The sequence below is a fragment of the Streptosporangium jomthongense genome, assembly GCF_042650425.1.
In the GTDB taxonomy this organism is placed as follows: Bacteria; Actinomycetota; Actinomycetes; order Streptosporangiales; family Streptosporangiaceae; genus Streptosporangium.
Genome location: NZ_JBHSBC010000049.1, coordinates 184952 through 210361 on the forward strand (window position 1 = coordinate 184952; position 25410 = coordinate 210361).

Annotated in this window: 19 protein-coding genes; 11 read left to right on the forward strand and 8 right to left on the reverse strand. The window is 70.4% G+C overall.

Features of this window, described 5'->3' with window-relative positions; all coding sequences use genetic code 11:
* Nucleotides 1-80: 80 nt before the first annotated feature.
* The 9 genes from ychF to ACFOYY_RS37750 all read left to right on the forward strand — a co-directional run bounded on the left by ychF (nt 81) and on the right by ACFOYY_RS37750 (nt 13507).
* Nucleotides 81-1169, forward strand: coding sequence for a redox-regulated ATPase YchF (gene ychF / locus ACFOYY_RS37710; protein WP_352013771.1), 1089 nt, complete (start codon nt 81-83; stop codon nt 1167-1169).
* A 1084-nt stretch (nt 1170-2253) separates the two neighbouring features.
* The gene (locus tag ACFOYY_RS37715; RefSeq protein WP_362914170.1) at nt 2254-3078 is read left to right on the forward strand and encodes a conjugal transfer protein; all 825 of its coding nucleotides are present in this window, start codon (nt 2254-2256) and stop codon (nt 3076-3078) included.
* 134 nt (nt 3079-3212) lie between these two features.
* Nucleotides 3213-3503, forward strand: a complete 291-nt coding sequence (locus tag ACFOYY_RS37720) for a hypothetical protein (protein WP_352013769.1) — start codon at nt 3213-3215, stop codon at nt 3501-3503.
* 47 nt (nt 3504-3550) lie between these two features.
* A complete protein-coding gene (locus ACFOYY_RS37725; protein ID WP_386196048.1) occupies nt 3551-6361 on the forward strand; it encodes a TcpE family conjugal transfer membrane protein in 2811 nt (936 codons plus the stop codon).
* A 72-nt stretch (nt 6362-6433) separates the two neighbouring features.
* Nucleotides 6434-8926, forward strand: a complete 2493-nt coding sequence (locus ACFOYY_RS37730) for an ATP-binding protein (RefSeq protein ID WP_386196050.1) — start codon at nt 6434-6436, stop codon at nt 8924-8926.
* Nucleotides 8923-11304 carry a type IV secretion system protein gene (locus tag ACFOYY_RS37735; protein ID WP_386196052.1) on the forward strand — a complete coding sequence of 794 codons (2382 nt, stop codon included), beginning with the start codon at nt 8923-8925 and terminating at the stop codon, nt 11302-11304. Before ACFOYY_RS37730 ends, ACFOYY_RS37735 begins: the two co-directional genes overlap by 4 nt.
* Before the next feature lie 2 nt (nt 11305-11306).
* Nucleotides 11307-11954, forward strand: coding sequence for a conjugal transfer protein (locus ACFOYY_RS37740; RefSeq protein WP_352013765.1), 648 nt, complete (start codon nt 11307-11309; stop codon nt 11952-11954).
* A gap of 58 nt (nt 11955-12012) precedes the next feature.
* Nucleotides 12013-13101: a C40 family peptidase gene (locus ACFOYY_RS37745; RefSeq protein ID WP_352013764.1), complete on the forward strand. Its 1089-nt coding sequence runs from the start codon at nt 12013-12015 to the stop codon at nt 13099-13101.
* A gap of 13 nt (nt 13102-13114) precedes the next feature.
* Nucleotides 13115-13507 carry a (deoxy)nucleoside triphosphate pyrophosphohydrolase gene (locus tag ACFOYY_RS37750; RefSeq protein WP_386196055.1) on the forward strand — a complete coding sequence of 131 codons (393 nt, stop codon included), beginning with the start codon at nt 13115-13117 and terminating at the stop codon, nt 13505-13507.
* Between the two features lie 8 nt (nt 13508-13515).
* On the opposite strand, the gene ACFOYY_RS37755 is transcribed toward ACFOYY_RS37750, so the two are convergent.
* Nucleotides 13516-14238, reverse strand: a complete 723-nt coding sequence (locus ACFOYY_RS37755) for a hypothetical protein (RefSeq protein WP_386196057.1) — start codon at nt 14236-14238, stop codon at nt 13516-13518.
* 475 nt (nt 14239-14713) lie between these two features.
* Between ACFOYY_RS37755 and ACFOYY_RS37760 the strand changes: the two genes are divergently transcribed.
* Both ACFOYY_RS37760 and ACFOYY_RS37765 read left to right on the forward strand, forming a co-directional pair.
* Entirely contained in the window at nt 14714-15259 is a 546-nt protein-coding gene (locus ACFOYY_RS37760) for a hypothetical protein (RefSeq protein WP_386196059.1), read from the forward strand.
* A 92-nt stretch (nt 15260-15351) separates the two neighbouring features.
* Complete coding sequence (locus ACFOYY_RS37765) at nt 15352-17019, forward strand: hypothetical protein (protein WP_386196061.1); 1668 nt, start codon at nt 15352-15354, stop codon at nt 17017-17019.
* 397 nt (nt 17020-17416) lie between these two features.
* Here the strand turns inward: ACFOYY_RS37765 and ACFOYY_RS37770 are convergent, their stop codons facing one another.
* The 7 genes from ACFOYY_RS37770 to ACFOYY_RS37800 form a co-directional block, all read right to left on the reverse strand.
* Nucleotides 17417-18178, reverse strand: a complete 762-nt coding sequence (locus ACFOYY_RS37770; RefSeq protein ID WP_352013759.1) for a succinate dehydrogenase/fumarate reductase iron-sulfur subunit — start codon at nt 18176-18178, stop codon at nt 17417-17419.
* A gap of 2 nt (nt 18179-18180) precedes the next feature.
* The gene (locus ACFOYY_RS37775; protein WP_386196062.1) at nt 18181-20073 is read right to left on the reverse strand and encodes a fumarate reductase/succinate dehydrogenase flavoprotein subunit; all 1893 of its coding nucleotides are present in this window, start codon (nt 20071-20073) and stop codon (nt 18181-18183) included.
* 9 nt (nt 20074-20082) lie between these two features.
* Complete coding sequence (locus ACFOYY_RS37780; protein ID WP_352013757.1) at nt 20083-20868, reverse strand: hypothetical protein; 786 nt, start codon at nt 20866-20868, stop codon at nt 20083-20085.
* Nucleotides 20869-21162: 294 nt separating this feature from the next.
* The gene (locus ACFOYY_RS37785; RefSeq protein WP_352013756.1) at nt 21163-21612 is read right to left on the reverse strand and encodes a response regulator; all 450 of its coding nucleotides are present in this window, start codon (nt 21610-21612) and stop codon (nt 21163-21165) included.
* Entirely contained in the window at nt 21605-23188 is a 1584-nt protein-coding gene (locus ACFOYY_RS37790) for a sensor histidine kinase (RefSeq protein WP_352013755.1), read from the reverse strand. Before ACFOYY_RS37790 ends, ACFOYY_RS37785 begins: the two co-directional genes overlap by 8 nt.
* Complete coding sequence (locus ACFOYY_RS37795; protein ID WP_386196065.1) at nt 23185-24351, reverse strand: PP2C family protein-serine/threonine phosphatase; 1167 nt, start codon at nt 24349-24351, stop codon at nt 23185-23187. The genes ACFOYY_RS37790 and ACFOYY_RS37795 overlap by 4 nt, the downstream gene beginning before the upstream one ends.
* 114 nt (nt 24352-24465) lie before the next feature.
* The gene (locus ACFOYY_RS37800) at nt 24466-25398 is read right to left on the reverse strand and encodes a LysR family transcriptional regulator (protein WP_352013753.1); all 933 of its coding nucleotides are present in this window, start codon (nt 25396-25398) and stop codon (nt 24466-24468) included.
* Between the last annotated feature and the right edge of the window lie 12 nt (nt 25399-25410).

The window sequence follows — 25410 nt, forward strand, 5'->3', positions numbered from 1 at the left end:
ATGTCAGCACCGCCGGTTCCGGGCGCCTCCGGCCCGCAGCGGCGGTCAGCACCGGGTGATTCGCCGTAAACTCGGCTGACGTGAGCCTGAGCATCGGCATCGTCGGATTGCCCAACGTCGGCAAGTCAACGCTTTTCAACGCGCTGACGAAGACCGCTAACGCCCTGGCGGCGAACTACCCCTTCGCCACCATCGAACCCAACGTGGGCATCGTCGGTGTTCCCGACCCCCGTCTGGAGAAACTGGCCGAGATCTTCGGCTCCGCGAAGATCCTCCCGGCGAAGGTCGAGTTCGTGGACATCGCCGGACTGGTCAAGGGCGCCTCCGAGGGGCAGGGGCGGGGCAACCAGTTCCTCGCCAACATCCGGGAGACCGACGCCATCTGCCAGGTCATCCGTGTCTTCGCCGACCCCGACGTGACCCACGTGGACGGCGCCGTCGAGCCGGGCCGTGACATCGAGACGATCAACACCGAGCTGATCCTCGCCGACCTGCAGACCCTGGAGAAGGCGCTGCCCCGCCTCCAGAAGGAGGCCAGGACCAACAAGGACCGCAAGTCGGCCCTCGACGCGGTCGAGGCGGCCGTCAAGCTCCTCGACGGCGGCACCACCCTGTACGCCGGGGCCAAGGGCGCGGGCATCGACCTCGCCGACCTGCGTGAGCTGCACCTGCTGACCGCCAAGCCGTTCCTGTACGCCTTCAACCTCGACGCCGACGAGCTGACCGACGACGACCTCAGGGCGCGTCTGTCCGCGCTCGTCGCCCCCGCCGAGGCGGTCTTCCTCGACGCCAAGATCGAGTCCGAGCTGGTCGAGCTGTCCGAGGAGGAGGCCCTTGAGCTGCTGCAGTCCGTGGGCCAGCAGGAGTCGGGCCTGGCCCAGCTCGCCCGCGTCGGCTTCGAGACGCTCGGCCTGCAGACCTACCTGACCGCGGGTCCCAAGGAGACCAGGGCCTGGACGATCCGCAAGGGCGCGACCGCCCCCGAGGCCGCCGGGGTCATCCACACCGACTTCCAGCGTGGCTTCATCAAGGCCGAGATCGTCTCCTTCGACGAACTGGTCGAGGCGGGCTCCATCGCCGCCGCCCGCCAGGCGGGCAAGGCCCGCATCGAGGGCAAGGACTACGTGATGCGCGACGGCGACGTCGTCGAGTTCAGGTTCAACGTCTGACGGCCCCCGCAGATCCGCGACGCCCGAAGGCCCGATTCCAGGGGTCGTCGTAACACAGGTCGATCAACCGGCTGCCGCCGGAGGCTTGGCGAGACGCTCGGCAGGGGTTTCCCCGCCGAGCGTCTCGCGTGGGGCGGCCGTCGGGTTCGGTTCAGGTCCTTGACGGTGTGGACCCGCCGGATATGCGTCCTTGCGGAAGTATCGGCGTGGCGGGCCGTCGGCGTTCCCGTCGGAACCGCGCCGCCACGGGCCTGCCGGGTCGAGGAAGCGCGTGCCCTGGTCCCAGGTCGGGGAGCGCCACAGGCGTGCTGGTTTCAGAGGTACGGCGGGCGGGACGAGACTTTCCGCTCGCCGTATCCGTTCCCCGGCCGTTTCCGCGACGAACGGCGCGGCGGCTCCCGGCCCGGCCTTCGTGATCATGGACGCGAGCGCCTCTGACGTGTTGGTTCCGGCCCGCATGGCGGCTCTGTCCCTCCCGGCGCCCTTCGCGACGTCCCTCGCGACGCCCCTCCCCGTGCGCCTCCCGTGCGAGGGGAGCGGGCCTGCGTGAGCGGTCACGGTGAGTGACCGGTTCGGGGAGGAAAGGGCAGGTCGGGACAGTGTGGGGACCGTTTGGATAGCAATGCGTGGCGTTTGAGTAATCGACGTAGGGGCTGGCCAGGTGGAATGTGCTTTCTTCGTCTTGTTGTCCACGGATGGGTCGTCAGCCGGGTTCCAGACCCGGTTTGCTCGGTAACCGTGATGCCTGCAGCATAGGCGTGGCTTTCCTGGAACAATCGTCAAGGCGGTTAGAGTAAGTGCTTGACCATGGTTTACGGGGTCGGGAGTAATACGAGACCGCGTCAGCCGGGGGTTTGGCGCGAGCGGAGGCAAGATGGCTCGAAGGTCAACCGTCCGTGATCCTCGGATCACCGACGACCCTGAGCTGTCGGCATACCCGGGGGCGCCGCACGACCCCGAGTTCGACCGTGCTCCGGCGCGGGGACGTGGTGCGCCGTCCAGGGGTCGTTGGTCCGGTGGCGGTGGTCGTTGGCTCGTATGGGCAGGTCGCGCCATACTTTGGGCGCTAATAGTGGTCATCGTGGTGAACGGGGTCCGTGCACCTTTTGAACGCTTCACCCAGCAGAACACGACCAGTGGAACCCCGCAGATTTCCCCCGACGCCGAATTCCCCGTCAGCAGGGCGACCTCTTTCGCCAGCCAGTTCGCGGCGGTCTATCTGAATTTCGACGCCGTCCGCCTCCAGGAAAGGGCGTCGCGGCTGGCCCCCTATCTCCCCGACGGCGCCGAGCCGCAGTTCGGCTGGGACGGCCTGGGCCGGATGGCCGCCGGGGCGGTGCAGCCGTACGGTTCGGAGATCATCGACAGGCAGAACGCCGTCGTGACGCTGGCCTTCCAGTCGGACGACCGCCGTCAGCTGCTGTCCGTGCCGGTGTTCTACGACACGGAGACCGGGAGGTTCGTGGTCTCCGGCCGCCCGGCCGTCCTGCCCGCGCCCTCCTCGGCGAACCTGCCCGCGATCCCGGCGGGAGACAGGGACGCGGCCGCGGAGACCGAGCTGCGCACACCCCTGGCCGACTTCTTCAAGGCGTACGCCGCGGGCAACAACGTGTCGTTGCAGCGTTATGCCGCCGCCGGGGTGACCCTGGAGGGCTTCGGCGGCGCCTTCACCTTCGTGAGCCTCAAGGACCTCGTCGTTCCCGCGGGGAGCGGGGCCACCCGGGAGGTGACCGCGACGGTCGTGTGGGGGGTGCCCGCGCGGACCACCACGTCCCTCGACTCGACCACCAACGTCGATCCCGGCGAGGCGAGCGGGAAGTTGGAGCAGGCCTACCGGCTCACCGTGGTGAAGCAGGGCGACAAGTGGTTCGTCAAGGACATCCGAGGCGCGAAACGGTCTGTGGGGTAACACATGATCGAATGGTGCCGGTCCACAGTGAACAAACCCCCCCTGATCGGTGAGTCGGCAGTGAGCGGGTTCCCATATGCGCGTCGCGGGCCCGTTATCCCCCGGGCCGTGATCATGAGCACGGAGGACGAGAAATGATCCTGAAGACGATCCTGCTGCACGCGGTCGATCTCGCCCAGCCGACGTCCCCTCCACAGGGTGTGAACACCCAGGGGCTGGCCACCTTCCTCAGGAGCTTCTTCGCGCCGCTCTTCCTCGTCATCGTCTCCGTGGTGGCGCTCTTCTTCCTCTTCACGCGTGAGATCACCAGGTTCGTCCAGTTCATCATTCTCGCGATAGCCATCGGAGTGATCTTCTACGTGCCCAACATCATCGAGGTGACCGCCAAGGCGATCGCGGGAGCACTGGGCATCTCGGCGGGTTGAGACCGCGTGTTTGCGGTCAAAGAACGAGTGGCGGAGAGGAGGAGCGTGTGGATCTACCCACGTATACCAATATCTGGCGGATCGAAAAGCGGCTCTACAAGCTGTACGACCTACGGCTGCCGACGCCGCTGCCGATCGTCTGGATCGGTGTCTTCGTGGGTGTGGCGGCCCCCTGGTCGTTGCTGCTCGCGCTTCTCGGTCTGCCCTTCGACGCCCCCTGGCACGTGGTCTACCTCGTGCCGCCCGGGGTGGTGACCTGGCTCTCGACCAGACCGGTGATCGAGAGCAAGCGGCTCACCGAACTGCTGCAGTCACAGGTCCGCTACATGGGGGAGCCACGCTCCTGGTGCCGGATGGCGCCGACCTCCGAGCCCGGCGAGATCGCGCTGACCGGCCGGGTGTGGCGGGCCGATCCCAGTCCCGCGCGGGTGAAGGACCGTGTGAAGGGCAAGGCCGGGCGCAAGGCGAAGGGCGCCACGGCCCCGGAGATCGCCCCCTCGGCCCCGGCCCGTGAGGTCCGTCCCGCCGTGGCCGCCGCGGCGGCGGCGACCACCGCTCCCGCGGTCCGCGAACGTCCGGTCAAGGGCACGCCTGCTGTCCCACGCAGGGGTACGGCCCCGGCCCTCGGGACCGAGACGCCGAGCCCGGTCGAGCGGGTCTTCGCCCCTTCCGCACGCGCCCTTCCCGAGCAGGCCCCGGTCCGGGAGGCCGAGGCGGCGCCCGCCGTACCGGTGGCGCGGGTCGAGCCTGTGGTTCAGGCTCAGCCCTTCACGGCGTCCGAGAACGCGCGAACCCCGGCTCCGGCATCCCGCGCCGAGACGGCCACGCCCCAGGCCGCGGCGCCCCGGACCCCCGCCGCGCAGGGCCCCACGGCCCAGAGCCCCACTGCGCGGAGCCCCGAGATCGCGCTCTCCCAGGCTCCGGCCCCCGCTCCCCAGGCCGTCCCCACGGTCTCGGAAACGGTCTCGGAACCGGCGGCCTCCGAGCCCGTGGCCCCCACGGCGTCGGCGGTCGCGGCGTCCACGCCCGCGGACTCCGTACCGGTGAACCCCGCCTCCGAGGAGTCCGCTCCCGAGGAGTCCGCCCCGGTGGCCCAGGAGGCCCCGATCGGTCCGGAGGCGCTGCGCCGGCTGCGCAGGCTCGCCGCCGCCACCGAGGCCGAGCGCGCCGCCGCCTTCCGCGCCGGCCCGCCCGCGACCGAACAACCCACGACCGTCACGCGCGACGACAGGCCGGAACGGCAGGCCGTGCTTCCCGGTCCGTCCGAGCGGGCCACCCCCGTCGAGGCCGTGACCGCCCCGGCGCCCGAGGTGCCGAAGGCCCCCGAGAAGCCCGCCGCGCAGGCCCCGGTCCAGGCCGCGGCACCCGGCACCCCGGCCCCCACGACCGAGGCGCCCAAGACCGAGGCCCCTGGCACCTCGGCCCCCGAGATCGCGGCACCCGGCACCCCGGCGACCGAAGCCCCGGCTCCCGAGGCGCCCGTCGGCCTCCCGGACCAGGAGCCCGTGAAGCGGCCGGAGGCGGCGCCGTACAGGAACGTCCCGCCCGTGGGTGCCCCCGCCGGAGCCGACGAGGGGGTTCGCGCCCAGCACCGCAGGGGGCAGCCCGTCCCCGCGGAGCAGTTCGCCGAGCGACGCCGCCTCGCCGAGGAGCAGCGGGCCGCCCAGGCGGGCAGAGGGCAGGACCGGCTGGTCGCCAGAGCGCCGCGCGCCGAGCAGATCCCCCAGGTACGGCGGAGCCAGGACCAGCAGGCCACCGGGGAACACCCGGTGCAGAGACCGGCGCAGCGCCCCACCCAGCGCCCCGCCCAGCGGCAGGGGCCCCCGCAGGGCGTCTCGATCAGGGCGGTCCCCAGCGGGCCGACGGCGGGTCCGGCACCGGTCGTGCCCCCGGTCCCGGTGTCGAGGCCGGGGCAGGCCGAGCCCAAGGTCCGCCGGGTCGAGTCGGTCGTCGGCAGAGACTCGGCCGGCGGCTGGCGGCGTCTCGCGCAGGTCGTGATCGGGCCGGGCGCGGGCCGTACCGACGGGTCGGAGATCGACGAGGCGCGGGCCAAGGCCATGTTCACCGGCAGCCGCAGGGTGGTCGTGCTCGGGTGCACCGGCGGCGCGGGCCAGACGACGACCGCGCTCATGCTGGGTCACACCCTGGCCAGGCACCGTGAGGACCGGGTGCTCGCGGTGGACGCCAACACCGGGGCGAACGCCCTGTCCGGCCGGATCCAGGCCGAGTCGCCGGAGACGCTGACCTCCCTGCTCGCGGGCCTGGACGGCGTCAACGGCTACCTCGGCATGCGGGCCTACACCAGCAGGTGCGCCTCCGGCCTCGAAGTCCTGGCGGGCGACGCCGACTCGGGCGCCGAGCAGCGGCTCTCCGACCGGACGCTCTTCTCCGACCGGCGGCTCGGCAGGACCATGGACCTCCTGGACCGGCACTACAAGCTGGTCGTGGTCGACCCGGCCGCCGCGCTGGCGGCGAGGGTGCTGCCCTACGCCGACCAGCTGGTCCTGGTCGTCCCGGCCAGCGAGGACGGCCCCGACGCGGTCGCCATGACCTATGAGTGGCTTGACGGACACGGCTGCGCGGACCTGCGCAAGCGCGCGATCATGGTGGTCAACGGAGTGAGCCGCCGCAGCATGGGCGACGTCGAGCAGGCCGAGGCCGTCGCCAGAGGGCGGTGCAGGGCGATCGTGCGGGTGCCCTGGGAGGACGAGCTGGCTCCGGGAAGGTCGGAGCGTGTCGAGCCGTCCCACCTGCGTGCCCCCGGCCGCCGGGCCTACCTCGCGCTGGCCGGGGTCGTGGTCGCGGGCTTCGGGACGGCGCAGGCGGTTCGACCGAGCGAGGAGGAAGTGGCCCAGTGATCCCCCGGGCGCGAGGAGACAGCGAGGTGCTCAGGTGAACCCCCGAAAGGTCGTGCCGGTTGGGGGGCACGGGTGAGCCGCTCTTCGCGGGCGCGCAACCGTCTGGCCGTCCGCTACTTCGACGACAGGATTCTGCTGACCGACACGTCGGTCTGGGCGTACTTCCGGCTGCCGACCGTCAGCTACGAGTTCATCACCCCCGACGAACGGGAGGCGCTGGCCACCAACATCACGATCGCGCTCGCGGCGATCAGGATGCCGGACGCCGAGGTGCACCTGCGGGTCGCGCACCGCACCTACCCGGCGGCCGAATGGGCGATGGCGCTGGACGCCACCTCCGACGAGGGGCCGGGCTGGCGCGACTACCTGGAGGAGATGTACCGGCACGTCTGGGCCAAGGATTTCTGGACCAAGGAGGTCTACCTCGGCGTACGGCTCGGCGCGCGAGGCAGGCAACTCGGCACCGGGGTGCTGTCCCAGCTGTTCGGCTTCTACCAGCGCGGTGAGAAGGTCCTGGGCATCGAGGACGACCACGTCCCCAAGGTGGAGATCACCCGGTGGAGTGAGCAGGCCGAGCGTCTGGGACGGGCCCTGTCGTCGAGCGCGCTGTACGCCAGGCACGCGACCTCGACCGAGATCGCCTGGCTGTTCCAGCACGCCGCGACCGGTTCCCTGGGCGATCCGCCCCCCTCGGCCAGCCCGAGGCGGCAGTGGGGGAGGGGCGAGATCGAGTCCCTCGTGGAGGGGCAGATCCACAACGGCAGGTCCCTGCTGCGGATCGAGCAGCCGGACGGTGACTCCTACGTCGCGCACCTGTCCTTCGCCCGCTTCCCCGATCTGATGCCCTTCCCCGACGGCGAACCGTGGATGCACTTCGCCGACCAGCTGCCCTTCCCCGTCGAGATCAGCTCCAGGATGCGGCTGATCTCGCCGATCAAGGCGAGCAAGGACGTGGCGCGCAAGCTCGCGCACGCCCGTGACATGGACATCCACATCCGCGAGGCCGGGGCGGAGGCGCCACTGGCGCTCGCCGAGCAGATCGACGCGGCCCGGATGCTCGAACACGGCATCACCAAGGAACGCCTGCCCTTCGTGTACGGCTGGCACCGGCTGATGGTGTCCGCCCCGACCGAGGAGATCTGCGTGCAGCGGGTCGAGGCGGTCGTCGAGCACTACCGGGACATCGGCATCGACATCGTCAACTCGACCGGCGACCAGTTCTCGCTGTTCTGTGAGGCGCTTCCCGGGGAGAAGGTCAGGGTCAACGCCTACGCCCAGCGGCAGCCGCTGCGCACGATCGCGGGCGGCATGGCCGGCGCCACCGTCGATCTCGGCGACCGGGTCGACGAGGGCAACGCGGGCTGGATGGGACCGTACATCGGGGAGACCCTGGGCAGGGCCCGCAGCATCGTGCACTTCGACCCGCTGGTGGCGGCGACCCGTAACCGGCCGACGGCCATCGCGATCACCGGTGAGCCGGGCGGCGGCAAGACCACGCTGGCCCTGCTGATGATCTATCAGATGGCGCTGCGCGGGGTGACGGTCGCGGTGATCGACCCCAAGGGCGACGCCGACTCCCTGGTCCAGCTGTTGCAGGCGCGGGGCAGGAAGGCACGGGTCATCCCGCTCGGTTCCGCGGCGCCGGGCCTGCTCGACCCGTTCTCCTTCGGCGACGACATCGCGGCCAAGAAGACCATGGCCAGCGAGACGCTGCGGCTGCTGCTTCCCCGGATGTCGGAGGAACGCGAGTCGGCGATGATCCAGGCCGTCGCGGCGGTCTCCGCCAGGCCGGATCCGTCGCTGGGCAAGGTCGTCGACTTCCTCGAACAGGCCGAGGACGCGGCCTCGAAGAACCTGGGCGCCGTGCTGCGCTCGATGTCGGAGATGCACCTGGCGCGGTTGTGCTTCGACCCGTCGGGCGGCGACCAGATAGACACCGAGGGCTGGACGACGGTCTTCACGCTGGGGGGCCTGACGCTTCCCGACGCCTCGACGGGCCGCGACGACTACTCCTACGAACAGCGCCTGTCCGTCGCGCTGCTCTACCTGGTCGCGCAGTTCGCCAGGGGACTCATGAACGGCCTCGACCGCAGGACGCCGAAGGCGATCTTCCTGGACGAGGCGTGGGCCATCACCTCGACCCCGGAGGGCGCCAAGCTGGTGCCCGAGGTCAGCCGGATGGGGCGTTCGCGCAACACCGCGCTGGTGCTGGTCTCACAGAACGCGGGCGACCTGCTGAACGAACAGGTGACCAACTGCCTGTCGTCGGTGTTCGCCTTCAGGTCCACCGAACGGGTGGAGGTGGACCATGTCATGGCGCTGCTCGGGGTCGAACCCTCCGAGGAGCACAAGGCGGTGCTGCGCTCGCTGGGCAACGGCGAGTGTGTTTTCCGGGATCTGGACGGGCGCGCGGGGCGGATAGGGGTGGACCTCATCTCCGATGAGCTGCTCCGTTGGCTGGACACGAATCCGACCCACGACAAACCCGCCGAGAACGTGCATGATCTTTCCGGGGGCGACAGAGTCAGTAGGCCGGGGGCCACGGCGCTGGAGGTACGGTCATGAAGGGCTCCCGCGAGGGCAGCAGAAACTCCCGCAAGAGACGACTACGCAGGCGGATAGCCATCACCCTGGTGGCCCTGGCCGCCTTCTTCGCCTTACCGATGCTGGTGCCGACGGGGGACTCGACCGCCGTCGCCGCCGGCCCCTGCGACCTCTCCCCGGACCTGGCCCCCGAGATCGTGGGCTCGGGCGTGGACGGTCTGGTCAAGGCGCCGCCTCCGGACACGCCCGCGGCGGGCACACCCACCGCGGCACCCACCCCGGCGCCGACCGCGCCCGGCGCCGCCCCGCAGAGCAACTACGCCCGGTACGGCACCGGCGGCCAGTTCTGGCACACCTACGGGCTCGGCTGCGGCGACGTCGCGGCGGTCATGGGCAACATGACCGCCAACACCGTCTTCTCCTGGGCCAAGGCGCTCGACCGGCTGACCATCACGACCTACCAGGCGGCGGCGACCGAGGGGCCCCTTGAGTCGATCAAGGGCGTCGTCGACGACATCGTGGGCAACCTGGCCGAGGCGATGTACTGGCCGTACCTGCGGCCCATCGTCATCCTCGGCGCCATCTGGCTGGCGTGGTACGGCCTCATCCGCAAACGCGCGACCACGACCGCCGAGGGCATCATCTGGATGGTCCTGGCCGTCACCGTCGCCGTCTGGTTCTTCAGCAGGCCGGGCGACTTCACCGGTCTCGGCAAGACCGTGACGGACAAGACCGGAGAGGTCGTCAACTCGGCCTTCTCCAACCTGCCCAACGCGGGCGGTGCCTCCTGCCTCGCTCCCAAGGACGTCGCCAATCCCCAGGCGAAGCCCGGTGGTTACGGCCAGACCGGCGTCCCCGGCGTCGACCAGAACGCCGAGGCGCTCTGGTCGACCCTGGTGTGCAAGCCGTGGCTCATGGGTGTGTTCGGTACCGCCGACCCCAACGCGCCGGTGGTGAAGGTCTTCGGTGCGAAGCTGCTGGACATCCAGGCACTGGACGCGGCCGAGCTGAAGGCGAACCAGACGCCCAACACCAATGCCCACCAGGCAAGATACGAGGAAGAGGTCGCGAGCAAGCTGCAGAACACCCCCATTTTCTTCCTCTTCCAGGGAAAGGATTGGACGAGCAGGCTCGGCATCGCGATCGGCGCCCTGATGGCCGCGATGGTCGCGGGGTTGTTGATCTTCCTGGTCGCGGTCTCGCTGCTGGTCCTGAAGATCGGGTTCCTGCTGCTGCTGATCCTCGCGCCGGTCTTCCTGCTGATCGGCGTCCATCCGGGGTCGGGGCGGATCATCGCGATGCGCTGGGTGGAGATGCTGATCGGCACCCTGCTCAGACAGGCGGTGCTGGCACTGGTCCTGGGCGTCCTGGTGTACGGCTACGCCCTGATCATCGCCACCGAGCTGCCGTGGGGCATGCAGGTCATGTTCATGGCGCTGATGACGATCGCGGTGTTCTTCTACCGGCGGCCGTTCCAGCACCTGTTCTCCTCGATGGACGGCCACACGTTCACCACGCGCATGCTGGGTGAGGCGGCCTCCGCGCCGACCCTGCAGCGCGCGGCGGGGGTGCTGCCCCCGGTCGCGGCGGCCAGGGCGGGCCGGTGGGGTATGCGCAAGGCCGAGCCCGTGCTGCAGGCGGCGGCCATGGCGGGCGGCGCCTCCGTCGCGACGGCCGCGGCGGCGGTCGCCCAGGGCAAGGTCAGGGGCGAGGAGGGCGACCGGGGCGCGGGAGCGGGCACTCGGGTCCCGGCGGGCGCGCAGCCCGCGCCGCTGGACACCGAGGCCCAGTCGGGCAACCGGCGCAAGGGCGTGGGGCGTCCCGTCACCGCGACCCGTACGGGCGCGGCCCCGCCGCTGAACCTGTCCGGTGGCGCGGGTGGCTCCGCCCCGGCCAGGACGGGCTCAGCCGGTCGTGGCACCGGCTCGGGCGGCTCGGCTGGTTCGGGCGGTTCGGGTTCCGGCGGTGGCTGGTTCGGCGGGTCCTCGGGGGGCTGGGCTCCGCGAGGCTCCTCTGGCGGGTCGTCCACGGGCAGGTCGTCGGGCGGTGGCCGGTCCTCCGCGCCGTCCTCGGGCAGCAGGCCGTCCTCCGGCGGTGGCAGGTCGTCCGGTTCCTCCGGCGGTGGCCGGTCGGGCGGCGGTCTCTTCGGCGGCGGTGGCGGCAACAACGGCGGCGGTTCCCGGCGTGCCGAGTCGAGCCCGCGGGGCTCCGGCTCCTCGGGCGGTTCCTCCAGGTCCGGCAGCAGCATCTTCAGCTCCTCCGGTTCCCGGGACGACGCGGGGCGCGGCCGGTCCTCAGAGGCGCCGCCGCTCTGGCTGGCCAGTAGACCGGAGCGCGACAGGCAGGCAGGGGAGGCGGCGCCGTTCTGGCTGCGTGCCTCGAACCCCGATAAGGACTGACGATGGTCGAAGGCAGGCGGGGCGTCGTCTTCGCGGTGCTGGTGGCGGTGCTCGCGCTGGTCGGGCTCTACCTGACCATGTGGTCCGGTCCGGACGGCGGCGGGCAGGAGCCCGCCGCCGAACCGGCGGGCGTGAGCCGTACGACACGGGGGGAGGCCGAGCCGCCGCACGCCGAGGCGACGGCGAGCAACGCGCCCTTCGACGTCTACTCCTACCTGCCGATGACCAAGCAGGAGCTGGCGGCAGCCGCCGACTACGCCCGGCGGTTCACCGTCGAGTACGGCACGTTCAGCTACGACGAACAGCCCTCCGCCTACGGTGACCGGCTCAGGAGCTACACCACGTCGGACTTCGCCGACGTGCTGCTGCGCACGGTCACCTCGCCGGGCACCATCGCGGCCAACACCGCCGACGAGGTGGTCTCCGTCGGATCGGCGAAGGTGAAGGAGATCAGGCAGATCCAGCGGTCCTCGGTGATCTTCGTGGTCACCGGGACCCAGACCGTCACCGCCAAGAGCGGCGCCAAGGAACGCACCGCCGACTACGCCGTGACGGTCGTCGAGATGGGCACCGAGTGGCGGATCCACGACCTGCAGCCCGCCGACGAGGGACAGGACGGAGACGACCAGTCCTCGGGCGCGGCCGGATGAGAGGGAAAGCGATGCTCGTCCGTCTGATCCCGTACGGCGTGCCCTCCGGAGCGGCTGGATGAGGGACAACAAGAGGATCCGTCTCGCGCTGATCCTGGCCGTCGGGGCGCTGTGCCTGTTCACGCTGAGCATGGCGCCGGTGCTGATGATCGGCTCCTTCCCGTCCTTCACCGGCGGTGACCTGCCCGACTGCAACGACAGGGCGCAGCCGGTCGGAGACGAGTCGGAGACCGCGGCCTCCGACATCCCCTCCGAGTACCTCAAGCAGTACCGCGCCAGCGCCAAGAAGATCGGCGTGCAGTGGAACGTGCTCGCCGGGGTCGGCAAGCGGGAGACCGACCACGGACGCTCGACACTGCCGGGGGTCAGCAGTGGCACCAACTACGCGGGTGCCGCGGGGCCGATGCAGTTCCTGATCAGCACCTGGGGCGGCAAGGCCAAGATCAAGATCCCGTCGACGTTCAACGGCTACGCCTCGGACGGCGACGGCGACGGCTGGGCGGACGTCTACAACCCGGCCGACGCCATCCTGGGCGCGGCCAAGATGCTCAAGCACAACGGGGCGCCCGAGAACGTGCGCAGGTCGCTGTTCGTCTACAACCGGGCCTGGTGGTACGTCGACCAGGTCATGGAGATCGCCGAGCGGTACGCCAAGGACGGCGCGGTCGGCGTGCCGTCACAGGCGGAGGAACTCTGCGACGAGCCGCTGATCGCGGCGGCCCCCTCCGGCACGGTGGCCGGGATCCTGGAGTACGCCCTGAACCAGCGCGGCAAGCCGTACCTGTGGGGTGGCACGGGGCCCGACGCCTTCGACTGCTCGGGGATCATCTACATGGCCTACCGCAGCGTCGGCCTGACGATTCCGCGCACGACCTTCGGCCAGTGGCCGTTCGGCGTCAAGGTGCCGGAGGGGCAGGAGCAGGCGGGAGACCTGGTCTTCTTCAACGCCGGACCTGGCACCTCGGCCGACCGGCCGGGGCACGTCGGAATGGTGGTCTCACCGGGCAAGATGGTCGAGGCCAGGTGCCGTCTGTGCGGGCCGATCAAGGTCACGACCTACAAGGACCGTACCGGCATCGTCGGGTTCACCCGGCCGCTGGCCAACCCCCAGGTCGTCGAGCAGCTCAGGTTGAGGGAACAGGGCTGACACAATCGGGCCCATGGACAAGGTCGTTGTGGGAGCCGCGATCGTCGACGGCAACGGGAGACTGCTCACCGCACAGCGCGCCGACCCCCCTGAGCTGGCGGGCGGTTGGGAGTTCCCCGGAGGGAAGGTCGATCCGGGGGAGGACGACCGCACCGCGCTGGTCCGGGAGTGCGAGGAGGAACTCGGCGTCCTGATCGAGGTGGGGCAGCAGATCGGCGGTGACTGGCCGCTGGCGGGTGGATACGTGCTGCGGGTCTGGCTGGCGCGGATCGTCGAGGGCGAGCCGGAGGCCAAGGAACACCTGGACCTGCGCTGGCTGGCCGGTCACGAACTCTACGACGTGCCGTGGCTTCCGGCGGACCTGCCGATCGTGCGGGCCGTACAAGGTCGGCTCGGCGGGGGTTGATCGGCTACTCACTGTGACATAACACCACTGAACGTTTGTTGTCGCGTGTCCGAATCGGGGGATCGGAGAGATGCGGTGACCGGATGGTGGCGGGGTGCCCGGATCATGTCGGCGGTCGGAGCGGGGACGTTCGTCCTCGGCGGGGGGCCGGTGGTCCACGCGGCCGGGGCGGGCGACGCCGTACCACCGGACGTGGTCCGTGCCGACGGGACGGCGGGGTTCCGGGTGTGGCTGAGCGGGCCGGGCAGTGAGGCGCGGCTCACGGTCGTGGCGACGCCGGGTACGGAGATCCGGTTCGTCGGCTGTCCCGTGCCGGGACTCACACCGGGGTCCAGGTCGGGGTCCGCGTCAGAGCCTGAGCCGGGACGCGGGTCGGAGCCTGAGCCGGGGGCCGCGTCGGGATCCTCGGAGGGCTTGGGGTCGTCAGGAGCTGTGCAGGTATGGCGGGAGTGCCTCCTGGGGGAGGTGAGCGCGCGCACGTCCGTTGACGTGCTGGTCGACGCGCCCACGGCCGGGGCCTGGCCCGTCGGGCTGGCCGCGCTGCTGCGGATGCGCACCCCGGAGGGCGAGTGGGTGACCCGTACGGCCACCGGCCTGCGGGGGGCACGGCCCACGGGCGGCCCCGGGGAGGCGGACTCCCTGCCGCGGCGGCGCCCCGAGGGGATCGAGATCGAGCCGATCGCCTGGGAACGGCCCGAGGGAAGCGGTTCGTCGGCACCGGGCCCGGACACCCGGGGTGTTCCTGGCTCGCCGGGAGAAGCGGGGGCGGGGGAGCGGGGGAGCGCGTGGGCCCCGGCGATCCAGGGGCCGGGATCCGTTCCGCCGGCCCAGGGGACTCCGCCGGTCCGGGAACCAGGGGAGACCCTTCCAGGGCAGGGGGCTGGGGCCGCCCATCCGGTCCCGGGGGTGGAGGTCGTGCCTCCGGTCCGGAAACCGGGGACCGTCCGTCCGGTGAAGGGAGCGGGAGGGGTCCCTCCGGCCTTGGGCGTGGAGGCTGTGCCGCCGGTTCAGGGGTCGGGGAACGTCCGTCCGGTCCCGGGGGCGGAGGCCGTCCCATCGGTTCGGGGGGCGGAGGCTGTGCCGCCGGTTCGGTGGCCAGGGGTTGTCCGTCCGGTTCCGGGGGCGGAGGTCGTGCCGCCGGAAGGCGGTTCCGGGGAGGTGGATCAGGGGGCGGACCCCGGGCGGGACCGGGGCGAGGTCACGGAGGTGGGTGTCCAGCCTGGGCCTGAGCCGTATGAGACGGTCACGCCGCCCACGTCGCATAAGGCGGTCAGAGCGCCGAAGGGGCCGGGCGCCGGGCGGCGGGCGGAGGTTCCCGGGCCGCCGGTCCCGGCCGGTGTCCCAGGGGCCGGGCAGACGGCCAACATGCTGGGGGCCGGGCAGGTGGCCAACGTGCCGGAGACCGGATCGGCGGCCAATGTGCCGGGGGCAGGGGCGGCGGTCAACGTGCCGGGGGCCGGGCAGGTACCTCCGCTGTGGAACGACCCCAACCTGAGGATGCCGCTGGCTGCGCCGACGGTCGTCGGCGCAGGGCCCCCCGTGTCCCCCGCGATCGCCACGGATGTCCCGCCGCCGGGTGCGCCGTTGCCCCAGGACGTGGACGGGCCCGGTCAGGAGATCGAGCCGGTGGCCCTGTGGACTCCGTCCTTGACTGGCGCGAATGGATTTCCCGTGGTGGGGGGTTCGGTCGGCGGTCTGCTCGGTCTGCTGTGGCTGCAGGCGCGTATTCAGCGCAGACGTGGTACGCGATAGGTGTCATGAAACAGGGGTTTGTTATTCCTTTTATCCGACTAGTATTTCCTTGACTTGACTGGGCTTGTATAGGGAATCCTCGGAGGGCACCTGTGAGGCGATCACGGCGTGCGGCGACCGTCTCAGCCGTCCTGGTGTCGGTGGGAGTGTGCGCGGGACTGGTGGTCGCCAACGCGCCGTTCGCGAACCGGACCCCGGTCGGGGTCACCCGGCTGCTGGCCGCCAACCCCTCGGAGATCCCGGGCTGCGACATCGATCCCGCCGGGCCGTGTGAGGAGGAGCCGACGCCGGTCGTCACCGTCACGGTCACCAGCGACCCGGACCCGCTTCCCCCTTCGCCGACCCCGCAGAAGACGGTGACCACCACGGTCACCGTGACGCCGAGCCCGAAGCCCAAGAAGCCCAAGAAGCCGCAGGTTCCGGAGCCGACCCCCACCCCGGCGACGGTCGAGACGCCGACCACCGCGCCGGTGGTCCCCGATCCGACGCCGACGGCCGATCCGACGCCCTCCGACCAGGCGCCGGTCTTCCCCACCACGGAGGAGACCCAGCAGCCGACCCCGACCCCGACCCTGACCCCCGTGACCGGCGCCACGCCCGAGCCGACCGAGAGCACCACGTTCGAGGACAACGGGCCCGCCTCGGTGCCCTACGAGATCCGTAACGCGGGCTCCGACTTCGACGCCGCCGGGCTGAGTCAGCGGCTCGGCATCCCGGCGTTGGTCCTGGCGCTGCTGGTCCTGTTCGCCGTGTTGATCTTCGAGGGCAGGCTGCGCCGTCTGGCCCACGCCTCCGCCGTACGCAGGGCCGGACCGCGTGGCCCGGGTGCCGGGCTCGACCCGAGGCTCTACCCGCAGGGCGCCGCCTACGCCCCCGCGCCGGGCATGCCGCCCACGGTCTATCAGGGCGGTACGGCCTACGCCCCGATCATCAGCTTCGTCCCCATGCAGATGTACGCCCCGGTGCTTCCCGAGGGCTACGCGCCGGAGCAGTACGAGCAGCCGACGAGCTACATGCCGGTTCCCGGCCAGGAGCAGCCCTTCGGACAGGAGCAGCATCCCGGGTACGGCGAGCCTGCGCGGCCGGAGGAGTTCACCGGGGACGCCGCGAGGCCGTTCCCCCAGGGCTCGGAGCGCTTCGACGGCCCTCTCCCGCAGGATCCTCCCGGCGTTCCCCAGAGGGGCGTTCCCGGCGCCGTGCAGGGGGACTTCCCCGGAGCGCCGTTCCCGCAGCGACCGGACGAGTTCCCCGGGGCGCCGGTTCCGCCCGGTAACCTCCCCGGCGGAACCGGCGAGTTCCCCGGCGGCCTCCCCGGCGGAGCGGGAGGGTTCCCCGGTGGACCCGGGGAGTTCACCGGGCCGATCCACGGGCCGCAGGGGCCGGGCGAGTTCCCGGGGGCGCCGTTCCCGCAGGAGCCGCAGGACGACAGGCGTCCCTTCGGTCTCGAACCGCTGCCCGGCACCAAGCCCGCAGGGGAACAGCAGCCTCGGCGTCCCTTCGGCCTTGAGCCGTTGCCCGGCACCAAGCCCGAACCCTCGGGAGGCCCACAGGAGCCGCAGGGCGCCCGCCGTCCCTTCGGCCTTGAGCCGCTGCCCCCGGCCAAGTCCAAGAGGGGCAGGTCGAAGGCCCCCAAGCCTGAGGCGCCGGCCCCCGAGGTCTCCAACTTCGAGCCACCCGGTTCTGGCCCCTCGGGCACCGCGGTCTACCCCCTCCCCGGGGAGGGCGGCAAGAAGAAGCGCGGCCTGTTCCGCAAGAAGTAGTCACCTACCCCCGGGTCGCCACCCGGGGGTATTTGGCATGAAATACCTGGTCAAAGGCGATATGTCGGCCAGGGGGTGAGATTTCCGGCCCTAATAATTCATCAGCATTTTTCCGGATATGTCCTGACAGGAAATGGCCGGTCAACGCGGTGAAGCGAGCCGTATGGCACCGCCACGCGGCCGACGCGTCACAGCCGGCGCGGGGCGGTGGCGCCGTCACGCGGGTGGCGAGCCACGGACCGCGCATCACGGCCGGCGGACCACGGCTGGCGCGTCATGAAGGGCGTGGACCGGCGAAGTCGTTACGTGGGCGGCCGGTCGCGAGCCGTACGGGGTCATGAGCCCTGACATGCCGAGGCGCCGGTCACGGGGGGTGACCGGCGCCGGGGCGGGGGTGTCAGCTCTTCGAGCCGGACCGCTTGAAGATCTTGTTGCCGAGCCAGACCAGCGGGTCGTACCTACGGTCGACGACCCGTTCCTTCATCGGGATCAGCGCGTTGTCGGTGATCTTGATGTGCTCGGGGCAGACCTCGGTGCAGCACTTGGTGATGTTGCAGTACCCCAGACCGTGCTCCTCCTGCGCGGAGTCCTTGCGGTCGGCCACGTCGTAGGGGTGCATGTCCAGCTCGGCGATCCGCATCAGGAAACGCGGACCGGCGAAGGCGGGCTTGTTCTCCTCGTGGTCACGGATCACGTGGCAGACGTTGTTGCACATGAAGCACTCGATGCACTTGCGGAACTCCTGGGACCGCTCGACGTCGATCTGCTGCATGCGGTACTCGCCCGGCTGTACGTCCGCGGGAGGGGTGAAGGACGGGATCTCGCGTGCCTTCTGGTAGTTGAAGGACACGTCCGTGACCAGGTCCTTGATCACCGGGAACGTCCGCATGGGCGTCACGGTGATCGTCTCGTCCTCCGTGAAGGTGGACATCCGGGTCATGCAGCCCAGGCGCGGCTTGCCGTTGATCTCCATGGAACACGAGCCGCACTTGCCGGCCTTGCAGTTCCAGCGGACCGCGAGGTCGGGGGCCTGGGTGGCCTGGAGCCTGTGGATGATGTCGAGGACGACCTCGCCCTCGTTCACCTCGACGGTGAAGTCCTCAAGCTTCCCCTCGCCGCCCTCGCCCCGCCACACGCGGAACTTCGCCTTGTAACTCATGGCTACTCCTTGACCAACGCGTCGAAGTCGGCCAGCTCATCCTCGGTGATGTACTTCTTCAGCTCGGCCCGGTCGAAAAGCGTGATCAGGTCGTCGCGCATGGGGGGCTGCACCTTCTCCTCGACGGACACGCCGGAGCCGTCGGAGGACAGGGCGCACACCAGGAGCCTGCGCCGCCACTCGGCCGACATGCCGGGGAAGTCGTCCCGGGTGTGACCGCCGCGGCTCTCCTCACGGATGAGAGCCGCCTTGGCGACGCACTCGGAGACCAGCAGCATGTTGCGCAGGTCCAGGCAGAGGTGCCAGCCGGGGTTGTAGATCCTGCTGCCTGCGGCGCCGACCCCCTGGGCCCGCTCCTTGAGCTTGCCCACGGCCTCCAGCGCCTCGGTGACCTCCTGGGCGTTGCGGATGATCCCGACGAGCTCGTTCATCGTCCGCTGGAGCTCCTGGTGGACCTGGTACGGGTTCTCCCCGGTGCGCTCAAGCGGGGCCAGCGCCTCCGCCTGCGCGGCCGAGACCGCCTCCTCGGTGGCCTGCGGCCTGGCGGCGAGCCCGTTGATGTACGCGGCCGCTCCCGCCCCCGCCCGGCGGCCGAAGACCAGCAGGTCCGACAGCGAGTTGCCGCCGAGCCGGTTGGAGCCGTGCATGCCGCCGGAGACCTCACCCGCGGCGAAGAGGCCGGGAACGTCCGCGGCGCCGGTGTCGGCGTCCACCTCGACCCCGCCCATGATGTAGTGACAGGTCGGGCCGACCTGCATGGGCTCGGCGGTGATGTCGACGTCGGCCAGCTCCTTGAACTGGTGGTGCATCGACGGCAGCCGCTTGATGATCTCCGCGGCCGGGAGCCTGCTGGACACGTCGAGGAAGACGCCGCCCTGGGGTGAGCCGCGACCGGCCTTCACCTCGGCGTTGATGGCCCTGGCGACCTCGTCACGGGGCAGCAGCTCCGGAGGACGCCGGTTGTTGGCCTGGTCGGTGTACCAGCGGTCGCCCTCCTCCTCGGTGGTGGCGTACTTGTCCTTGAACACGTCGGGGATGTAGTCGAACATGAAGCGCCTGCCCTCGGAGTTGCGCAGCACCCCGCCGTCACCGCGGACCGACTCGGTGACGAGGATGCCGCGGACCGAGGGAGGCCAGACCATCCCCGTCGGGTGGAACTGGATGAACTCCATGTTGATCAGCTTCGCCCCGGCCAGCAGCGCCAGCGCGTGGCCGTCGCCGGTGTACTCCCAGGAGTTGGAGGTCACCACGTAGGACTTGCCGATGCCGCCGGTGGCCAGCACGATCGCGGGGGCGTCGAAGACGATCAGTTTGCCGTTCTCCCGCCAGTAGCCGAAGGCCCCGGCGATCGCGTCGCCGTCCTTCAGCAGCCGGGTGATCGTGCACTCCTGGAAGACCTTGATGTAGGCCTCGGGGTCGCCGTGCAGCCGCTCGTCCTCCTGCTGGAGCGCGACCACCCGCTGCTGGAGGGTGCGGATCAGCTCAAGGCCGGTACGGTCGCCGACGTGGGCCAGCCGGGGGTACTCGTGGCCGCCGAAGTTACGCTGGCTGATCTTGCCGTCCTTGGTGCGGTCGAACAGCGCGCCCCAGGCCTCAAGCTCCCAGACCCGGTCGGGGGCCTCCTTGGCGTGCAGCTCGGCCATCCGCCAGTTGTTGAGGAACTTGCCGCCCCGCATGGTGTCGCGGAAGTGCACCATCCAGTTGTCGTCGCTGTTGACGTTGCCCATGGCCGCGGCGGCGCCGCCCTCGGCCATGACGGTGTGGGCCTTGCCGAACAGTGACTTGCAGACGATCGCGGTGCGCTTGCCCTGCTGGCGGGCCTCGATGGCCGCCCGTAGTCCCGCCCCGCCCGCGCCGATGACGACGACGTCGTATTCGTGACGCTCGATTTCCACTGGTGATCCTTATGCGAACGGGAAGTTGACGATGCCCTTGGCGACCAGCCGTACGTAGAGGTCGGCTCCCATGACGGTGAACATCGAGATGAGGGCGAGTTCCTGGTGCTTGGCGTTGAGCTTGGAGACGAAGCCCCAGGCCCGGTAACGGACCGGGTGCTTGGAGAAGTGGTTCAGCCGCCCGGCCGTGATGTGCCTGCAGGAGTGGCACGACAGCGTGTACAGGTTGATGAACACGGCGTTGACCACCAGGATCAGCGTCCCGAGAGCGAACGGCTTCTCCACCAGGGCCAGCACCGCGTCCCAGGCGAGGATCAGGCCGACCACGATCGCCGTGTAGAAGAAGTAACGGTGGGCGTTCTGCAGGATCAGCGGGAAGCGGGACTCACCGGTGTACTTGCCGTGCGGCTCGCTGACGGCGCACGCGGGCGGCGAGAGCCAGAACCCGCGGTAGTAGGCCTTGCGGTAGTAGTAACAGGTGAAACGGAAACCCGCGGGCAGGGCCAGGATCAGCAGGCTGGGCGACAGGGTGTACCAGTCGCCGAAGGGCGCGAACCCGAACAGGCGCGCCCCCTCGGGGCAGCTCGTGGCCAGGCACGGGGAAGAGAACGGAGCGATGTACGGCGCCGCGTAATAACTGTTGTCGAAGAGCGTCCACGTGGCGTAGACGAGGAACCCCCCGAAGATGATGAAGGTGACCAGCGGATAACGCCACCACTGGTCGGTGCGCAGCGTGCGCTCCTTGATCTGCGCGCGCTGCCTTCTGGCCGGGTTCTCGGCCGCTGTCTGGGTCATCGGAGACCTCTCCACCTCCCGCGGACCCCCGCTGCTCGCCGGAGGGGTCCGGGTCGTTTCAGTTGTCCGCGCACCGCGCCGTGGTCGCGCCGGATCACCGTGCGCGCGCTTGTTGGTGGGGATACGTTACGACGCTGCTACCCGCTCATGTGAGAAGCGTCACTCACATTTTCCGTCACCCGGTGTGATTCCTGTCACGTTGGTCAGGAGCAGGGAATAAGGACGTCACATTCCGCGAGCTGGGGAGGGCCGAGTGGAGATCCTCGGTCACGGGCCCCGCAGGGCCCGCCCGGGTCAGTAATGCTGGTCGGAGCTGGGCAGTTTGACCACGGTCACGAAGAAGTCGTCGATCCTGCGGACCACGCTGATGAACTGGTCGAAGTCGACGGGCTTGGAGACGTAGGCGTTGGCGTGCAGGTGGTAGCTGCGCAGGATGTCCTCCTCCGACTCCGAGGTGGTCAGCACGACCACCGGGATGCCGCGCAGCTTCTCGTCGCCCTTGATGTCCTGGAGCACCTCCCTGCCGTCCTTGCGGGGCAGGTTGAGGTCCAGCAGGATCAGGTCGGGCCGGGGCACGTCGGCGTACTCGCCCTCCTTGCGGAGGAAGGCCATGGCCTGCTCGCCGTCGTTGACGACGTGCAGTTTGTTCCTGACCTTGTTCAGCTCGAACGCCTCACGCGTCAGCAGGACGTCACCCGGGTCGTCCTCGACGAGGAGCACGTCGATCCAGCGCAGGTCATTCATCGCTCTCTCCAGGGGGAAGGGTCCACCGGAAGGTCGTTCCCGGGTGCTCGGGAGCCTCGCTCTCCACCCAGATGCGGCCGCCGTGGTACTCGACGATCTTCTTGCACAGGGCCAGACCGATGCCGGTGCCCGCGTAGACGTCCCGGCCGTGCAGCCGCTGGAATATCAGAAAGATCCGGTCAGTGTACTTGCTCTCGATGCCTATCCCGTTGTCCGAGCAGGAGAACTCCCACATGTCCCCGGCGCGCCGTACGCCGATGTGGATCACGGGGGGCTCCTCGGAGCGGAACTTGACGGCGTTGCCGATGAGGTTCTGGAAGAGCTGGACGAGCTGGGTGCGGTTGCCGTGCACCGTGGGGAGGTCGTCGGAGGTGATCGTCGCCCCGGCCTCCTCGATCGGCGCGGCGAGGTTCCTCAGCGCCGCCTGCAACGGCACGTCGGCGTCGACCGGGGCCGGTTCGCCGCCCTTCCTGCCGACCCGGGAGAAGTCGAGCAGGTCGTTGATCAGCAGCTGCATGCGCTTGGCGCCGTCGACCGCGAAGGTGATGTACTGCTTGGCCCGGTCGTCGAGCTGGTCGCCGTAGCGCTGTTCGAGCATCTGGGTGAAGCTGGCCACCTTGCGCAGCGGTTCCTGCAGGTCGTGACTGGCCACGTAGGCGAACTGCTCAAGCTCGCCGTTCGAGCGCCGCAGTTCGGCCGCCTGCTCCTCAAGCTTGGCCTGGGCGTCCTCGACCCTGCGCCACTCGGCGATGATGCGCCGCCGCATGGAGTTCACATGGCCGGACAGCTCCGACAACTCGGAGGGGTGGTCGACCTTCAGCCGGTGCTCGAAGTCGCCCTGCGCGACCGCCCGGACCTGCCCGCTCAACTCGGCGAGCGGGCGCAGTACGGCGTTGCGCACGATGAGCGCGGCGCCGATCGCGGCCAGGAGCAGCGCCGCGACCACCCCGCCGAGCGCGAGGTACAGGGCCTGCCAGCCCCGGTCGAGACGTGCGCTGCCCTCGACGTGCAGCCGGTCGAGATTCTCCTGGAGGGCGACGATCGAGCGGCGGACGTCGGCGAACCGGCTGGCGTTGATGGGAGCGTTCCGCGAGGCCGTCTCCGACTTGTGGACGGGGATCTCGGCGATGACCTTGTCCACGTAGTCGCGGCGCCACGCCTGGGCCGCGGTCCTCAGGCGCTCCACGTCGGCTCTGATCGGCTGCTCGTCCGGCATCCTGGGCAGCAGGCCGTCGAGCGCGCGCAGGGCGTCGGTCTCCGCGGCGACGGCCTCCCGGTAGTCCTCAAGGGAGACGGCCTCGTTGGTCCTGCCGTACGCCCTGGCCGCGCTCTCCTGCGCCGACAGCGCGTTGGCGACGTCCATGGTGCGCAACGCCGCGGGATCGACGACGTCGGCCACGGCCACGCTGGCCGCCCTCGTCTCCTCGATCGAGGAGACGGTGAAGGCGGCGGAGATCGCGAACAGCAGGGTGATGGCGACCCCGGTGAGCGTGAACCACTGACCGACCCGCAGCCTGCCGAAGCCGCTCGCCGGGGTGACGGCGGGCAACGGCCTGATCTCCGCTCGCCGGCTCACCGTCCGCCGTTCCCGGAGGAGCCGCGGGAGATGAGCACGGTGGCGAGGTCGTCGCTGAGAGAGTCACCGTTGAGCTCGATCACCCGCTCGATCAACCGGTCGAGGTGGATGCCGCCGTGCTCGTGCACCAGGGCGAGCAGGCCCTCCGTGCCGAGCAGATCGGGGCCTCCGCCGACGGTCGCCTCGATCAGGCCGTCGGTGTAGAACAGCAGCGACCAGTCGTCACCGAGCGTGACCTCGATCTCCGACCAGACGACGTCCTTGAAGATGCCCAGCGGCGGCCCCGAGGGTGTGCCGGGGACCACGCCGATCGTGCCGTCGCGGATCAGCAGCGGCGGCGGGTGGCCGACCACGTGCATCCGCGCCCGGCTGAGCGCGGGGTCGATCGTGGCGATGCACAGCGTCGTGAAGATCTCCGCGGACTTGCGCTCCAGACGCAGCACGGAGTCGAGGACGCTCAGCAGCTCGTTGCCGGTGTGCCCGGCGAGCACCAGGGCCCGCCAGGCGATGCGCAGCGCGACGCCGAGCGCGGCCTCGTCGGGCCCGTGCCCGCACACGTCGCCGACGACCACGTGCACGGCGCCGTCCTGGCTCTGCACGGTGTCCCAGAAGTCACCGGCGAGCAGGGCGCGCCTGCGGCCGGGAAGGTAGCGGGCCTGGTGTTCGAGGCCGCCCTGTTCGAGCAGGGGGACGGGCAGCAGGCCGCGTTCGAGCCGGGAGTTCTCCTTGGTGAGCAGCTCGGCCTCGACCAGCCTGCGCTGGGCCAGGTCGGCGCGCTTGCGCTCCATCGCGTAACGGATGGCCCGCGCCAGCAGCCTGGCCTCCACGTCCTGCTTGACCAGGAAGTCCTGGGCGCCCGCCGCGACGGCCTCCACGCCCACGTGGGCGTCGTTCAGCCCGGTCAGCACGAGCACGGCGGCGTCGGGCACCATCGCCAGCACCTGTTCGAGCGCCTCAAGACCGGTGGCGTCGGGCAGGGAGAGATCGACGAGGACGCACTGGACGTCGTCGGTCAGCCGTTCCCGGCTCTCCTGCAGACTGCGCACCCAGATGATCTTCGGCGGGTTGTTGGCCTGGGCGAGCAGTTCCTCCACGAGAAAGGCGTCGCCCGCGTCGTCCTCAATGAGTAGGACGGTGAGCGTTTCGTTGGGCGGGGCGGTCACTGACCCCTCTTCGCTGTCTCAGGGGGAACCTACTTGACGGTATGAAGAATAGTGCGGCACCCGGACGTACGGGACAACGACCGCCCGGACTGCGCCGTCCGGACGCGCGCTCGCTCAGTCCTGGACGATCAGCTCAAGGCCTTCGGGAAGGCTACCCTCATGGGAGGCCTCGGCCAGGAAGAACAGCAACGTGTCACGGAACGCCTGGGCGGCCCTGGTCGGTTCGACGTCCTTGCGGTGGGCGATGGCGATCGTACGGCGCAGCCCGGGAGGCGCCAGCGGCGTCCCGGTCAGCCCGGGGCGGCCGTCCAGGACCATCGAGGGCACCAGGGCGATGCCGAGCCCGGCCTCGACGAAGCGGAGCACGGCGTCCATCTCACCGCCCTCGACCGACAGCCTCGGTTCGAACCCCGCCTGACGGCAGGCGCCCAGCGTCGCCTCCCGCAGGTCGTAGCCCCGCCGGAACATCACCATCGGCTGCCCGCGCAGGTCCTCTATCCGCATGTACGGCCTGCGCGCGTGCGAGATGGACGGGGCGACCACGACCAGGTTCTCCCGCAGCACCTCCTCGGTGACCAGGGAGGGGTCGTCGTTCTGCAACGGCATGATGATCAGCGCCATGTCGAGCTGGCCACGGGCGAGGGCGCGGACCAGGTCGCGGGAGCCGCCCTCCTCGACGAGCAGCTCGATGCCGGGGTAGGAACGGTGGAACCTGGCCAGGGCGTCGGCCATCAGCCCGGCGCACAGCGAGGGGGTGGCGCCGAGCCGTACCCTGCCGCGGCGCAGGCCGGCCAGCTCGGCGACCTCACGCCTGGCCGTCTCGGCGTCGGCCAGCATCCTGCGGGCCAGCGGCAGCAGCGCCTCCCCGGCGGCGGTCAGGGTGACGTTCCCCCGGGCCCGGCTGAACAGCGGCGCGCCGAGATCGGCCTCAAGAGCCCTGATCTGCTTGCTCAGCGAGGGCTGCGCGACCCGCATCCGCTCGGCCGCGTGGGTGAAGTGCCGGGAGTCGGCCACAGCCACGAAGTAGGCCAGTTGCTGGAGCTGCACGTTTCCCTAGCG